Consider the following 13,892-nt stretch of genomic DNA (forward strand, 5'->3'; position numbering starts at 1 on the left):
TCGGCCTATCGGGCCGGTCAGGGGCCCTACCGGGAGAGTATATAATGAAATTGCCGTTGCTTGCCGCCTTGCCGGTGGCACTGATCGCCTGTTCGGGCAATGGCCCCGGTCCTGACGAAACGGGCAACGCCCCCCCGGTGACGGTGACGCCCGGCGCCACACCCTCGCCTTCCCCGTCCGCTACGGCGACGCCGCCCGCAACCGTCGTGAACGGCCAGCCCTTTGGCCGGACGGTCATCGCCGATTTCGACGCGCCCTGGGCGATGACCTTCCTGCCCGACCGGCGGATGCTCGTGACCGAGAAGGACGGCCGGATGCTGCTGGTCAGCGCGGACGGCCAGGCGCGCCAGACGATTGCGCGGATCACGGTCGATTCGGCGGGCCAGGGCGGCCTCATGGACGTAGTCCTCGCCCCCGATTTCGCCCAGTCGGGCCGCGTCTATTTTAGCTATTCGGCCGCCGCCGAGGGCGGCAAGCATGTCGTGCTGGCGCGCGGCCGCTTGCAGGAAGCGAACGGTGCTGCGCAGCTGACGGGGATTGAAACGCTCTGGGCCGCCAGCCCCGCCGTCACCGGCGACGGCCATTATTCGGGGCGCATCGCCTTCTCACCCGACGGCCAATATCTGTTCTTCACCGCCGGCGACCGCCAGAAATTCACCCCTGCGCAGGACCCCAAGGCGACTTTGGGCAAGGTGTTGCGCCTCACCCCGGACGGCCAGCCAGCCCCCGGCAATCCGCTGGCCGCGCAAGGATTCGACCCGGCGGTCTGGTCCTATGGCCATCGCAATCTGCTCGGGATCGCCTTCGATGGTGCTGGCAATTTGTGGCAGCAGGAAATGGGGCCCAAGGGCGGCGACGAGCTGAACCTGATCCTGCCGGGCCGCAACTATGGCTGGCCCAATGCGTCCAACGGGTCGCATTATGACGACCGCGACATTCCCGACCACCGGCCAGGCGACGGCTATGAGGCGCCCAAGGTCTGGTGGAATCCGGTGATCTCGCCGGGCGGGCTGATGATCTATTCGGGTTCGCTCTTCCCGCAATGGCGCGGCGACGCCTTTATCGGCGGCCTGTCGAGCAAGGCGTTGATCCGCGTCGACCTGAACGGCACCGATGCCACCAAGGGCGATCAGTGGGACATGGGCGCACGCATCCGCGAGGTCGAACAGGGCCCCGACGGCGCCATCTATGTCCTGGAGGATGGCGGTGATTCGCAAGGACGGCTGATCAAGCTGACGCCCGCCTGACCCCGCCCTCTGCCCCGGCACAACGCCTTGAAAATAGAACCAATGTGCCGGGGCGGTATGGTCTGGTCCCACAATAGGTCTTGACCTTCCCCGTCGCACGCGCCGATCCTGCGGGCAAAGACGGGCGACCCGAGTTCGCTCCACCCAAGGGAGACGAACGATATGCGACCGCAGCAGCCCATGCCGCCCGAGCGGGGGCCTGCCGTCGAGGCGCATTCGCGCGACTCGCGATTGTCGCGCGGTATGTCCGGCACCAATCTGGAACGCGCGGGCGACTATAACCTGCGCACCGTGCTCCAGGTCATCCGCTCGCACCGCGAGACGACGCGGATCGCCATCGCCAACCAGACCGGGCTGACCCCGCCGACCATCGCCAACATCACCGGGCGGCTGATCGAGATGGGGCTGATCCGCACCGCCGGACGGCTGCATCGCGGGCGCGGCCAGCCCGCACTGCGGATCGAGCTGTGCCCCGATGGCGCGTTCAGCATCGGCCTGACCATCGACCGCGACCATCTGGCCATCGCGATCCTCGACCTGGGCGGCACGGTCCGCGCGCGGGCGAAGCGCGAGATCGCCTTTGCGACGCCGGACGATGTGCTGGCCTTTATCCGCGACACGCTGGAGCCCGCTTTGGCCGAAGGCGCGGTCGATCGGTCGCGGGTGCTGGGCGTCGGCATCGCGATGCCCGACGGGGTCGACCGCTCACTGCCCAACCAGACGCGGGGCTATGACGCCTGGGTCGGGGTCGATCTGGAGGCCTTGCTCGCCCCCCTGCTCCCCTGGCCGATGTACCGCGACAATGACGCCGCCGCCGCCGCGCTGGGCGAGGCGCAGCATGACCATGATTTCGCCATGCCCTGCTTCTTCTACCTGTTGATTACCGCTGGGCTGGGCGGCGGACTGGTGATCGACCGGACCTATCATCGCGGCGCGCATCGCCGGTCGGGCGAGATCGGGCTGATGCCCGACCCGACGGCGGGGCGGCCCGGTGCGATCGTGCAGGATACGGTGTCGCTGGCGGGACTGGAGGTGCGGTTGAAGGCGGCGGGCTACACGCTCGATTCCCCCGAGACGTTGGGCGAGGCCGACGATCCGATGCTGTGCGCGGTCCTCGACCAGTGGATCGTCGATTCGATCGCCGCCTTGCTCCAGCCCTTCGTCGCGGTGACGACGCTGTTCGATCCCGATGCGATCCTGATCGGCGGGCGGCTACCCGGCTGGCTGCTCAACCGGCTGGCGGAGGGGCTGCGCCAGGCGCTGGCCGGGGTCGAGCTGCCCGCCCGCCCCGCCATCCGTCCGGCCCGCACCGCGCAGGATGCCCCCGCGATCGGCGCGGCGATGCTGCCCTTCATGGACCGGCTGCTGCCCTCCGACTCGATCCTGGTCCAGGCAGGGCGCGGGTAAAAGAAAAGGCCCGCCTCCTTGAGGGAAGCGGGCCCGTCCGGCGTTGGGTGCTGATCGCGATCAGCCCGCCATGTCTTCCAGTTCGCGGCCACGGGTCTCGTTGACCATCGCGCGGACGAAGAAGAACGACAGCGCCGCGAAGAAGGCATAGCCGAAATAGGTGATGCTCAGACCCGGCGACACCGCCAGCGCCGGGAAGCTGACCGAGATGGCGGCATTGGCGATCCACTGGGCAAAGCCCGAGACGGCCAGACCCGATCCGCGAATCTGGTTCGGGAACATCTCGCCCAGCATCACCCACATCACCGGGCCCCAGCTGGCATTGAAGAAGATAACATACAGGTTCGCCGCGACCAGCGCGATGATGCCATTATTGCCGGGCAGCGACACCGCGCCGTTCGCACCGGTGACGGCGGTCGAAAAGGCATAGGCGACGATCGCCAGCGTCACCGCCATACCCGCCGAGCCGATCAGCAACAGCGGCTTGCGCCCGATCTTGTCGACCGTCGCGATGGTGAACAGGCAGGCCCCGATCGACAGCACGCCCGACAGGATGTTGGTCTGGAGCGCGTAATCCTCGGAAAAGCCGACCGCTTCCCAGAGCGTCGCGCCATAATAGAAGACGACGTTGATGCCGACGAGCTGCTGGAAGATGGCCAGGCCGATGCCCGCCCACAGGATCGGGCGGATCTTGCCGGTCGTCTTGTCGATCAGGTCGGACAGCTTGGGCTTATGCTGGTCGGAGGCGAGCGAGCCGCGGATTTCGGCCACCTTGCGGGTCGCCTCACCCTCGCCGAACAGCTTGGTCAGGACGGTGTGCGCCTCGGCATCGCGGCCCTTGGCGACCAGGAAGCGCGGGCTTTCCGGGATGATGGTCAGCGCCGCGAAATAGATCGCCGCCGGGATCGCCTGAAGCCAGAACATCCAGCGCCAGGCGGGGAAACCCAGCCAGAATTCGGCGGTCGAGCCACCGGCATAACGGGCGAGCGCGAAGTTCGCGACGAACGCGCCGGTCAGGCCGGTGATGATCATCACCTGCTGCACGCTCGACAGTCGGCCGCGAATCGAGGCCGGGGTCACTTCGGAGATATAGACGGGCGAGATGACGCTGGCCGCGCCGACGCCCAGACCGCCGATGATGCGTGCGAAGATAAAGATCGCCGAGCTGCCGGCGGCGCCCGCCAGCAAGGCGCTGACCAGGAACAGTCCGGCGGCGAGCATCATGACGTTGCGGCGGCCGATCGCATCGGCCAGGCGCCCCGCGCCGAACGCGCCGATCGCCGAGCCGACCAGGATCGCGCCGACATTGACGCCGACGCCCAGACGGCCGAGGTCAAACGCCGCCTCCAGCCCCTTCTGGGTGCCGTTGATGACCCCTGAGTCATAGCCGAACATGAAACCGCCGATGGTCGCGACAACGACGATCGCGGCGATGAAACCATGATTGACGCGTGCCGCGTCCAATCCCCTTGTGTCGGTCACTTCCGGCCCTCTCCTGATCCGTGCGTGGCATCTTGGCCTATCCGCACGACACTGTCCTGTCACCGGGCAAGATGCACGGCCAGCCATGATGGTAACGCTATCTTAAAACATCGCGCCGTCAAGCGGGTGCGCACACGGTTCGTCCCACTTCGCCAGAGAGCGCCAACCGCCGTTCCGGGAGCAAACTCTCTTCCCCTCGCCCCTGGATAGGGGAGAGGGATAGCGGAGCTTGCCAGCTTGGCTGGCTAGCGCAGCTTGGGTGAGGGGTCGAGCGAGCCTGAAGGCTCGCGCGCGCTCTGCGCGCTCACCCCTCACCCAGCTCCGACTAGGACTTTGCTCACGCAAAGCCCAAGTCTGCGCAACCCTCTCCCCTCTGCGAGGGGCGAGGGAAGAACTACTCCCTAAATCCCGCGCGGCCTGCGGCGCGGTGCGGCATCCGACTGGCGGCGGATCAGGCTGTAATCCAGCATCCGGTGCGCGGGCGGCTCGGCGTTCTTCTGGCGGATGACGGTCGCCATCATCTCGACCGCCGCGCGCGCCATGTCGGCGATCGGCTGGTGAATGGTGGTCAGTTCGGGCCAGATCGTCGTCGACAGCGTGGTGTCGTCGAAGCCGCAGACGGTCAGGTCGCTCGGCACGTCGAGCCCCCGGCGATGCGCCACCGCCACCGTCGCCGCCGCCATGTCGTCGTTCGACGCCAGGATCGCGGTCGGCGGCTCGGCCAGATCGAGCAGCCGCTCGGCCGCGTCCAGCCCGGAGCGGTAGGTATAGAGGCCCGGCGCGACCAGATCCTCGTCGAACGGCACGCCGACCGCCTCCAGCGCGGCGCGGAACCCCTCGTAACGCCGCGCGCTGGCGGTCAGATTGGGGTTGCCGCAGATGAAGCCGATCCGGCGATGCCCCAGGGTCATGACATGGCGCGTCATTTCCTCGGCCGCCGCGCGGTCGTCGATCTGCACGGCCATGGCCGACTCGGGCATTTCCTCGGGCGCGCGGCCGGTCGCCACGACCACGGCGGGCACCCCCGCCTCACGCAACAGCGACAGCACCGCCTCCGCCTCGCACAAGGGCGGCGGCAGGACGACGCCATCGATCCCGCCCGCGATCAGGTGGCGCGCCACCTCCACCTCATGGTCGCCGATCTCGCATTTCTCGACCACCATCTGCACGTCGAGCCGCGACGCCTGGTCCAGCGTGCCGAGCAGGAATTCGCTCAGGAATCCCTGGCTGGGATTGCTGTAGAGCATGCCGATGCGAATCTGCGCCGCGCCCGCCAGGCTGCGCGCCGCCGGGTTCGGCGCGTAATTGAGCTGCGCGATCGCCGCCTCGACCTTTTCGCGGGTGGCGGGGCGGACATTGGCCTCGTTGTTGATGACGCGCGAAACGGTCATCAACGACACACCGGCGGCGCGCGCGACATCGCTGATCGTGGGAGCGCTGCTACCGCGGCGCGAAGTCCTGATATTCATATCATCTACGCTTCCACCTTTCGGGCCCGATACGCAATGCTTTGCGGGCCGAAACATATCAGGCGGGTGGGTTGGCGCTCTTGCGAACCGTGCCGACCCCGGCTAAAGGCCGCGCCAGCATCAAGAGTCGGGCCTTTGCCCGGCACCAACCTGCCTCCCGGCAAGGTGGTGCCTTTCCAAATGGAGAGGGATGTGGCCGAACCGGCAACAACGGGACGAACCGCCACTTTCCTCATCCGACTCGTCATAGGCACGAAGGATTTGTGATGAGCGCGGTCATTCCTCAACAGTTCGCCAGCGACAATTATGCCGGAATCTGCCCCGAGGCCTGGGCCGCGATGGCCGAGGCGAACCAGGGCTATGTCCCCGCTTATGGCGAGGACCCCTATACCGACCGCGCCGCCGACGCCTTCCGCACCCTGTTCCAGACCAAGTGCGAGGTGTTCTTCGCCTTCAACGGCACGGCGGCCAACTCGCTGGCGCTGGCCGCGCTCTGCCAGAGCTATCACAGCGTCATCTGCTCGGCGTCGGCGCATGTCGAAACCGACGAATGCGGCGCGCCGGAGTTCTTCTCCAACGGATCGAAGCTGCTCGTCGCGCAGACCGAGGACGGCAAGCTGACCCCGGACGCGGTGCGCGCGCTCGCCACCGGCCGGTCGGACATCCACTTCCCCAAGCCGCGCGCGGTCACCATCACCCAGCCGACCGAGACGGGCCAGGTCTATACGCTGGCCGAAATCCATGCGCTGTCGGCGGTGTGCCGCGAGCTGGGCCTGCGGCTGCACATGGACGGGGCGCGCTTCGCCAATGCGTGCGCGGCGCTGGGCTGCTCGCCCGCCGACATGACGTGGCGCGCAGGGGTCGATGTGCTGTGCTTCGGCGGGACCAAGAACGGCATGGCGGTCGGCGAGGCGATCCTGTTCTTCGACCCCGTGCTGGCCGAGGATTTCGACTATCGCTGCAAGCAGGCGGGGCAGCTGGCCTCCAAGATGCGCTACCTCGCCGCGCCCTGGATCGGGATGCTCGACACCGGCGCCTGGCTGACCAACGCGGCGCACGCCAATGCCTGTGCGCAAAGACTGGCGGCGCGGGTAGCCGGCCTGCCCGGTATCGCGCCGATGTTCCCGGTCGAGGCCAATGCCGTGTTCCTGAGCGCCCCGCCTGCGGTGCTCGACGGCCTGCGGGCACGCGGCTGGCGCTTCTACACCTTCATCGGCGGCGGCGCGCGGTTCATGTTCGCCTGGGACGCCGACCCCGCACGGGTCGACCAGCTGGGCGACGACATCGCGGCGGTCGCGATGGAGGCGTTACAGGCGGCGTAAGGGCGAATATTCCTCCCCTGCAAGGGGAGGAATATACTCATCCCTCCGCCGTCAGCCGATCGAGCCAGGCCTGGGCCTGCTTCGGTTCGCCCACCGCTTCCGGTCCCACTGGCCCGCGCGAGGCGAGGAATTCGGCGTGGAGCGCAAAGGGGGGCAGGCCCAGCTGCGCTCGGGCCGCGTCGATCTCGTCGCCCATCTCGGTCAGCTGGGCGACGACCGGCTTCGCTGCCGCGCGGGCCGCCTTGTCCTTGCGATGGTCGAACAGGCCCCATTTGCCCGCCGCCGTCGTCCGCAACGCGGCGATCAGCGCCTCGCGATATTCGCCTTCCATGTCTTCGCGGTGCGCGTCGAGCCGCGCCAGTCGATCACCCTTGGCCATCGCATGGCCTTACGACCGGCATGGAGGGTCGGCAATCGGCTTAGCTGGCGCGGTCCAGCTCGATCTCCACCCGGCGATTGCGCGCCCGGCCTGCGCTGTCGTCGCTGCCGTCGGGCTTGGCATTGGGTGCGATGGGGCGGGTTTCGCCCAGCGCGATGACGCGCATCCGGGCGCGGTCGAGGCCCTTGCGCGCCAGATAGTCGCGCACCGCCTCGGCCCGCTTGCGCGACGTGATGCGATTGGCCGCGTCATCGCCTTCGCTGTCCGAATGACCGCGCAAGATCAGGCTGTCACCCTTGGTCGCAGGATCGGCCGCCAGCCGGTCGAGCGCCGCTTTCGCCGCATCGTTCAGCCCCGCGCCGCCTTGTGGAAAGCCGATAGTGGTCAGGCTGGCACCCGGATTGGCGGCGATCTCGCCGGGCAGGCTGTCGGATTTGGCGGGTATCTTCGAGGGCGACGGCGCGGGCACCGGCATTTCGATCGAGGCCCCATTGGCCCCCGCCTGGCGCGCCACATCGTCGCCACCGCCGCAACCCGCCAGCATACAGCCGAGCCCGGCCGTCAGTGTCCAGGCCCCCAAACGCAATCGCATCATGCTACCCCATCATCCGGCCCGATCCCCCCGGCCGGCCCGCCGGGCGCGGACCATAGGGAGCGCGATGTTGCAGCGCAAACAGGCTTTACGGGCAAAGACGGTCCGGAATGAGCCAGTGCGTCTAGGCGGTTTCGGCCTCAGCCAGCGCGACGCCACGCTCCTCGCTCAGGATGCGCCAGCCCGCCAGGAACAGCGCGGCGACCACCGGGCCGACGACGATGCCGCTCAGGCCGAGCATCTCGATCCCGCCCAGCGTGGTCAGCAACACGATCCAGTCGGGCAGCCCGGTGTCGCGCCCGACCAGGATAGGGCGCAGGATATTGTCGGCCAGCCCGATGACCAGCACGCCCGAGGCGACGACCACCGCCCCCTGCCAGATCGCGCCCGTCGCCAGCAGATAGATGGCGACCGGCCCCCAGATGATCGCCGGGCCGATCGCGGGCAGCAGCGCCGCGATCGCCATCAACACACCCCAGAGCAGCGCGGCGGGCACCCCGACGATCCAGAAGGTGATCGCCCCCAGCGCGCCCTGCACCAGCCCGACGATGACCGACCCCTTGATCGTCGCGCGGACGACGGCGACGAAGGTGTCGACCAGCCGCGTCGCGACACCCCGCTCCAGCGGTAATGCACGGACGAACGCTGGTCCCAGCCGGTCGCCGTCGCGGATCAGGAAGAAGGCGACGTACAGGCCGACGCCAAAGGCCAGCGCAAAGGCAAAGGCGTTGCGGCCGATCGACAGCGCCTGGGTCGCGATCTGGCTGACGCTGCTGCTCAGCGTACGCGAGATACGCGATTGCAGCCCTTCGAAACTGTCGATGCCCGAATGGTCCATCGCCTGGCGCAGGCGGGTCGGCAGGGCGTCGCGCACCTGCTGGAAATATTGCGCGAAGTCGATCTGGCCGCTGCGCATCTTCATATACACGCCGCTCGCCTGGTCGACGACCATGCTGCCGATCAACAGGGTCGGCACCACCACCGCGAAGGTGATGATCAGCATGGTGAGCCCCGCCGCCAGATTGCGCCGCCCGCCGGTCCGGTCGACCAGCCAGTGGAACAGCGACCGGAACAGGATCGCCGCCAGCCCCGCCCAGAGCAGCGCCACCAGAAAGCTGGAGACGACCGCCACCAACGCCACGGTGATGAGCGCGAGGAAGAGGATGAACCCTCCCCGTTCGATCCGCTGGCGATCGATGGTCATGCTGCCGTCCCCTCTTTGCATCGCGCCCCAACCGTCACGTTGCTGCAACGGTTCCGTAATCGCGGGCTGTTCGGCCAGAGCGAAGTCAGAGGCCACGCCCATCGCCCAGGCTAAATGGAGGTTGGGAATGGTGTTATTCCTCCCCTGCAAGGGGAGGTGGCAGCCCGAAGGGCTGACGGAGGGGTGTCGCGCTCTCGATAGGGCGACACCCCTCCACCATGCTTCGCATGGTCCCCCTCCCCGTACCGGGGAGGATTATACCTTACTCTGCCGCGACCGCCTCGACCGAATCGTCCAGCGGATGGGCCAGACGGGTCAGCATTTCCTTGGGGCAGACCTGCCAGAAATGCCCGGCGACGCGGTCCCAGTCCTCCAGCAGCCCCTTCGACCATTTGCTGTCGGTCGCGGCGGCGTGCTGTTCGATCAGGTCGCGCAACACACCTTCCCAATGGGCGGAGGCCAGGCGCTGCCACACGATATTCTCGGGGTTGGCGCGGCGGGCGAAGCGGTCCTCGGCGTCATAGATGAACGCCATGCCGCCGGTCATGCCCGCGCCGAAGTTCGCGCCGACCTGACCCAGCACCACCGCGACGCCGCCGGTCATATATTCGCAGCCATTCGCGCCGCAGCCCTCGACCACCACGGTCGCGCCCGAATTGCGCACCGCGAAACGTTCGCCCGCCTGGCCCGCCGCGAACAGCTTGCCCGAGGTTGCGCCGTAGAGGACGGTGTTGCCGATGATCGTGTTGTTCTGGCTGGCCAGCGGCGAGCTGACCGCCGGGCGGACGATGATCGTGCCGCCCGACAGGCCCTTGCCGACATAGTCATTGGCATCGCCGAACACTTCCAGCGTCACGCCCTTGCACAGGAACGCGCCCAGCGACTGGCCCGCCGACCCGCGCAGCCGCACGGTGACGTGCCCATCGGCCAGCTTGCTCATGCCGAATTTCCGCGTGATCTCCGAAGACAGCCGCGTGCCGACCGCGCGGTGGGTGTTGCGCACCGAATAGGTCAGCTGCATCTTCTCGCCGCGCGAGAAGACGGCGCTCGCATCCTTGATGATCTGCGCATCCAGGCTGTCGGGCACTTCGTTGCGGAAGGTCGACAGGCTGAACCGCCGCTCGGCGTCGGTCGCATCGACCTTGGCCAGCACCGGGTTGAGGTCGAGATCGTCGAGATGCTCGGCCCCGCGGCTGACCTGCCGCAGCAGCTCGGTGCGCCCGATCACTTCGTCCAGCGAGCGCACGCCGAGCCGCGCCAGGATGTCGCGGACTTCCTCGGCGATGAAGGTCATCAGGTTGATGACCTTTTCCGGCGTGCCAGTGAACTTGGCGCGGAGGCGTTCGTCCTGCACGCAGACGCCGACCGGGCAGGTGTTGCTATGGCACTGGCGCACCATGATGCAGCCCATCGCCACCAGCGACAGCGTGCCGATACCGAACTCTTCCGCACCCAGGATCGCGGCAATCACGATATCGCGCCCGGTCTTCAGGCCACCGTCCGCACGCAGGCGGATACGCCCGCGCAGACCGTTGAGGGTCAGCGTCTGGTTGACCTCCGACAGGCCCATTTCCCAGGGCGTACCGGCGTACTTGATCGAGGTCTGGGGCGAAGCGCCCGTGCCGCCGACATGGCCCGACACCAGGATGACGTCAGCATGCGCCTTGGCGACGCCTGCGGCGACCGTGCCGATGCCCGCCGATGAGACGAGCTTCACGCAGACGCGGGCACGCGGATTGATCTGCTTGCAGTCATAGATGAGCTGCGCGAGATCCTCGATCGAGTAGATGTCGTGGTGCGGCGGCGGCGAGATGAGGGTCACGCCGGGCGTCGCATGGCGCAGCTTGGCGATGAACTCGGTCACCTTGAAGCCGGGCAGCTGCCCGCCCTCGCCGGGCTTGGCACCCTGCGCGACCTTGATCTCGATCTCGTCGCAGGCGTTCAGATACTCCGCCGTCACGCCGAAGCGGCCGGACGCGATCTGCTTGATCGTCGAGTTGGCGTTGTCGCCATTGTCGTAAGGCTGGTAACGCAGCTTGTCCTCGCCGCCCTCGCCCGACACGGCCTTCGCACCGATCCGGTTCATCGCGATCGCCAGCGTCTCATGCGCTTCCGGGCTCAACGCGCCCAGCGACATGCCCGGCGTCACGAAACGCTTGCGGATTTCGGTGATCGCCTCGACCTGATCGACCGCCACACCCTCGCTGGGGAAGTTGAACTGGAGCAGATCGCGCAAATAGACCGGCGGCAGGTCGCCGACGCCGCGCGCGAATTGCAGATAGGTCGAATAGCTGTCGGTCGCGACCGCCGTCTGCAACAGGTGCATCAGCTGTGCCGAATAGGCATGGGTCTCGCCGCCGTCGCGCTGGCGATAGAAGCCGCCGATCGGCAGCGTCGCGACATGCTGGTCCCAAGCCGCTTCGTGACGGACCATCGCCGAGTAGTGCAGCGAGTTATACCCCTCGCCCGAAATCTTGGCGGGCATGCCGGGGAAGAGGTCGTTGACCAGCGCGCGGGACAGGCCGACCGCCTCGAAATTATAGCCGCCGCGATAGCTGGAGATCACCGCGATCCCCATCTTGGCCATGATCTTGAGCAGGCCATCCTCGATCGCGGTGCGATGGTTGGTCAGGCATTGTTCGATGGTCAGCTCGCCGAACAGGCCACGGCCATGACGGTCGACGATCGCGGCTTCGGCCAGATAGGCGTTCACCGTGGTCGCACCGACGCCGATCAGCACCGCATAATAATGCGTGTCGAGACATTCGGCCGAGCGGACGTTGATCGACGCATAGGAGCGCAGACCCCGGCGGACGAGATGCGTGTGCACCGCCGCCGCCGCCAGCACGCCCGCGATGGCGACCCGATCTTCAGAGACATGCTCGTCGGTCAGGAACAGCTCGGAGCGCCCTTCGCGCACCGCCTGTTCGGCCTGGTTGCGGATGCGCTGGATCGCGGCGCGCAGCCGGTCAGGACCGCCCTCGGCCTCGAAGGTGCAGTCGATTTCCGCCGCCGAACGCCCGAAATGCGTCTTCAGCCGGTGCCAGTCGGCGCCGGTCAGGACCGGGGACGGCAGGACCAGCACGCGCTCGCGCCGATCCTCGGTGTCGAGGATGTTGGCGAGATTGCCGAACCGGGTCTTGAGCGACATCACATAGCGTTCCCGCAGCGAGTCGATCGGCGGGTTCGTCACCTGGCTGAAATTCTGGCGGAAGAACTGGCTGATGAGGCGCGGCTTGTCGGAGATGACCGCCAGCGGCGTGTCGTCGCCCATCGAGCCGATGGCTTCCTTGCCGCCCTCGGCCATGGGCGACAGGATCAGCTCCATATCCTCCATGGTCTGGCCAGCGGCGACCTGACGGCGCAGCATTTCGCCGCGCGGCATCCGCACCAGCGCCTCGTCTTCCGAAGGCTGGGGCAGCTGGTCCATGGTCAGGAACTCGCCGATCATTGCGGCATAGTCCTGCTCGCCCGAAATCTGGTCCTTGATCGCGCGGTCGTCGTACAGACGGCCCTCGGCGAGGTCGACGGCGATCATCTGCCCCGGCCCCAGGCGTCCCTTGGCGGTGATGGTGGCTTCGGGCACCACGACCATGCCGCTTTCCGAACCCACGATCAGCAGGCCATCGGCGGTCAGCGTATAGCGAAGCGGGCGCAGCGCGTTGCGGTCCATGCCCGCCACCGCCCAGCGGCCATCGGTCATGGCGAGGGCGGCCGGACCGTCCCACGGCTCCATGACGGAGGCGAGATACTGGTACATCTCGGCATGCGCCTTGGGCGTATCGAGGTCCTTCTGCCACGCCTCGGGCACCAGCATCAGCTTGGCGGTCGGCGCGTCGCGGCCGGAGCGGCAGATCGCCTCGAACACCGCGTCGAGTGCTGCGGTATCGGACGCGCCCGCCGGGATCACCGGCTTGATGTCCTCCGAATTGTCGCCGAACGCGATCGAGGCCATGCGGATCTCGTGGCTGAGCATCCAGTTCTTGTTGCCACGGATCGTGTTGATCTCACCGTTATGCGCCAGGCAGCGGAAGGGCTGCGCCAGCCACCATTGTGGGAAGGTGTTGGTCGAATAACGCTGGTGGAAGATCGCCACGCGGCTCTCGAACCGATGGTCCTGCAGGTCGGGATAGAAGACCGACAGGCTCTCGGCGAGGAACAGCCCCTTGTAGATGATCGAGCGGCAAGACAGCGAACAGATATAGAAGCCGCTGATCTGCGCCGCGATCACCCGCTTTTCGATGCGACGGCGGACCAGATACAGGTTCTTCTCGAACTCGGCGGCATCGACCTCGTCGGGCATCGGCCCGGCGATCATGATCTGCTCGATCTCCGGCCTTGTCGCCTGCGCCTTCATCCCGATAACCGAGACATCGACCGGCACCTGCCGCCAGCCATAGATGGTATAGCCCGCCTCGATGATGACGCTCTCGACGATGGTGCGGCAGGTTTCCTGCGCGCCCAGATCGGTGCGTGGCATGAAGATCATGCCGACCGCCAACCGGTTGGGCAGCACCTTGTGCCCCGACGCGGCAATGGCGTCGTCGAAGAAGCGGTGCGGCAGGTCGACGTGCAGGCCCGCGCCGTCGCCGGTCTTGCCGTCCGCATCCACCGCGCCCCGATGCCACACCGCCTTCAGCGCATCGATCGCCGACTGGACAACCCGGCGCGAGGGCTGGCCATCGGTGGCCGCGACCATGCCGACGCCGCACGCATCCCCCTCGAACTCGGGGCGGTACATGCCGTGCTCGGCGAGGCGCTGCTTTTCGGTTTCAAAAGTCATGGATGTC

Annotated in this window: 9 protein-coding genes and 1 riboswitch; of the genes, 3 read left to right on the top strand and 6 right to left on the bottom strand. The window is 67.3% G+C overall.

What is annotated here, in order from left to right; translation table 11 throughout:
• The first annotated feature begins 44 nt into the window (after positions 1-44).
• Together U1H82_RS09810 and U1H82_RS09815 are read left to right on the top strand one after the other, a co-directional pair.
• Entirely contained in the window at positions 45-1,247 is a 1,203-nt protein-coding gene (locus U1H82_RS09810; protein WP_322964742.1) for a PQQ-dependent sugar dehydrogenase, read from the top strand.
• Between the two features lie 162 nt (positions 1,248-1,409).
• A complete protein-coding gene (locus tag U1H82_RS09815) occupies positions 1,410-2,654 on the top strand; it encodes an ROK family transcriptional regulator (protein ID WP_322964743.1) in 1,245 nt (414 codons plus the stop codon).
• Between the two features lie 60 nt (positions 2,655-2,714).
• On the opposite strand, the gene U1H82_RS09820 is transcribed toward U1H82_RS09815, so the two are convergent.
• Together U1H82_RS09820 and U1H82_RS09825 are read right to left on the bottom strand one after the other, a co-directional pair.
• Positions 2,715-4,136 (bottom strand): sugar porter family MFS transporter, encoded by a 1,422-nt coding sequence (locus tag U1H82_RS09820; RefSeq protein ID WP_322964744.1) that lies wholly within the window; start codon positions 4,134-4,136, stop codon positions 2,715-2,717.
• Positions 4,137-4,537: 401 nt separating this feature from the next.
• Complete coding sequence (locus tag U1H82_RS09825) at positions 4,538-5,605, bottom strand: LacI family DNA-binding transcriptional regulator (protein ID WP_322964745.1); 1,068 nt, start codon at positions 5,603-5,605, stop codon at positions 4,538-4,540.
• A gap of 112 nt (positions 5,606-5,717) precedes the next feature.
• Positions 5,718-5,827: riboswitch (SAM-I-IV-variant riboswitch) on the top strand.
• Positions 5,828-5,871: 44 nt separating this feature from the next.
• Between U1H82_RS09825 and U1H82_RS09830 the strand changes: the two genes are divergently transcribed.
• Positions 5,872-6,927 (top strand): threonine aldolase family protein, encoded by a 1,056-nt coding sequence (locus U1H82_RS09830; protein WP_322964746.1) that lies wholly within the window; start codon positions 5,872-5,874, stop codon positions 6,925-6,927.
• A 37-nt stretch (positions 6,928-6,964) separates the two neighbouring features.
• Here U1H82_RS09830 and U1H82_RS09835 read toward each other — a convergent pair whose 3' ends face one another.
• From U1H82_RS09835 to gltB, 4 genes are all read right to left on the bottom strand, one after another.
• Positions 6,965-7,306 carry a hypothetical protein gene (locus tag U1H82_RS09835; protein WP_322964747.1) on the bottom strand — a complete coding sequence of 114 codons (342 nt, stop codon included), beginning with the start codon at positions 7,304-7,306 and terminating at the stop codon, positions 6,965-6,967.
• Between the two features lie 40 nt (positions 7,307-7,346).
• Entirely contained in the window at positions 7,347-7,901 is a 555-nt protein-coding gene (locus U1H82_RS09840; protein WP_322964748.1) for an OmpA family protein, read from the bottom strand.
• Positions 7,902-8,022: 121 nt separating this feature from the next.
• A complete protein-coding gene (locus U1H82_RS09845; protein WP_322964749.1) occupies positions 8,023-9,102 on the bottom strand; it encodes an AI-2E family transporter in 1,080 nt (359 codons plus the stop codon).
• Between the two features lie 262 nt (positions 9,103-9,364).
• Positions 9,365-13,885 (bottom strand): glutamate synthase large subunit, encoded by a 4,521-nt coding sequence (gene gltB / locus U1H82_RS09850; protein ID WP_322964750.1) that lies wholly within the window; start codon positions 13,883-13,885, stop codon positions 9,365-9,367.
• Between the last annotated feature and the right edge of the window lie 7 nt (positions 13,886-13,892).

Origin of the sequence: Sphingomonas fuzhouensis (assembly GCF_034659795.1) — a bacterium.
Lineage (GTDB): Bacteria > Pseudomonadota > Alphaproteobacteria > Sphingomonadales > Sphingomonadaceae > Sphingomonas > Sphingomonas fuzhouensis.

Excerpts from the sequence above, each read along its gene's own strand:
- U1H82_RS09815 (WP_322964743.1), top strand. The coding sequence starts at position 1,410 with ATGCGACCGCAGCAGCCCATGCCGCCCGAGCGGGGGCCTGCCGTCGAG.
- U1H82_RS09825 (WP_322964745.1), bottom strand. The coding sequence starts at position 5,605 with ATGAATATCAGGACTTCGCGCCGCGGTAGCAGCGCTCCCACGATCAGC.
- U1H82_RS09830 (WP_322964746.1), top strand. The coding sequence starts at position 5,872 with ATGAGCGCGGTCATTCCTCAACAGTTCGCCAGCGACAATTATGCCGGA.
- U1H82_RS09845 (WP_322964749.1), bottom strand. The coding sequence starts at position 9,102 with ATGACCATCGATCGCCAGCGGATCGAACGGGGAGGGTTCATCCTCTTC.
- U1H82_RS09835 (WP_322964747.1), bottom strand. The coding sequence starts at position 7,306 with ATGGCCAAGGGTGATCGACTGGCGCGGCTCGACGCGCACCGCGAAGAC.
- U1H82_RS09810 (WP_322964742.1), top strand. The coding sequence starts at position 45 with ATGAAATTGCCGTTGCTTGCCGCCTTGCCGGTGGCACTGATCGCCTGT.
- U1H82_RS09840 (WP_322964748.1), bottom strand. The coding sequence starts at position 7,901 with ATGATGCGATTGCGTTTGGGGGCCTGGACACTGACGGCCGGGCTCGGC.
- gltB (WP_322964750.1), bottom strand. The coding sequence starts at position 13,885 with ATGACTTTTGAAACCGAAAAGCAGCGCCTCGCCGAGCACGGCATGTAC.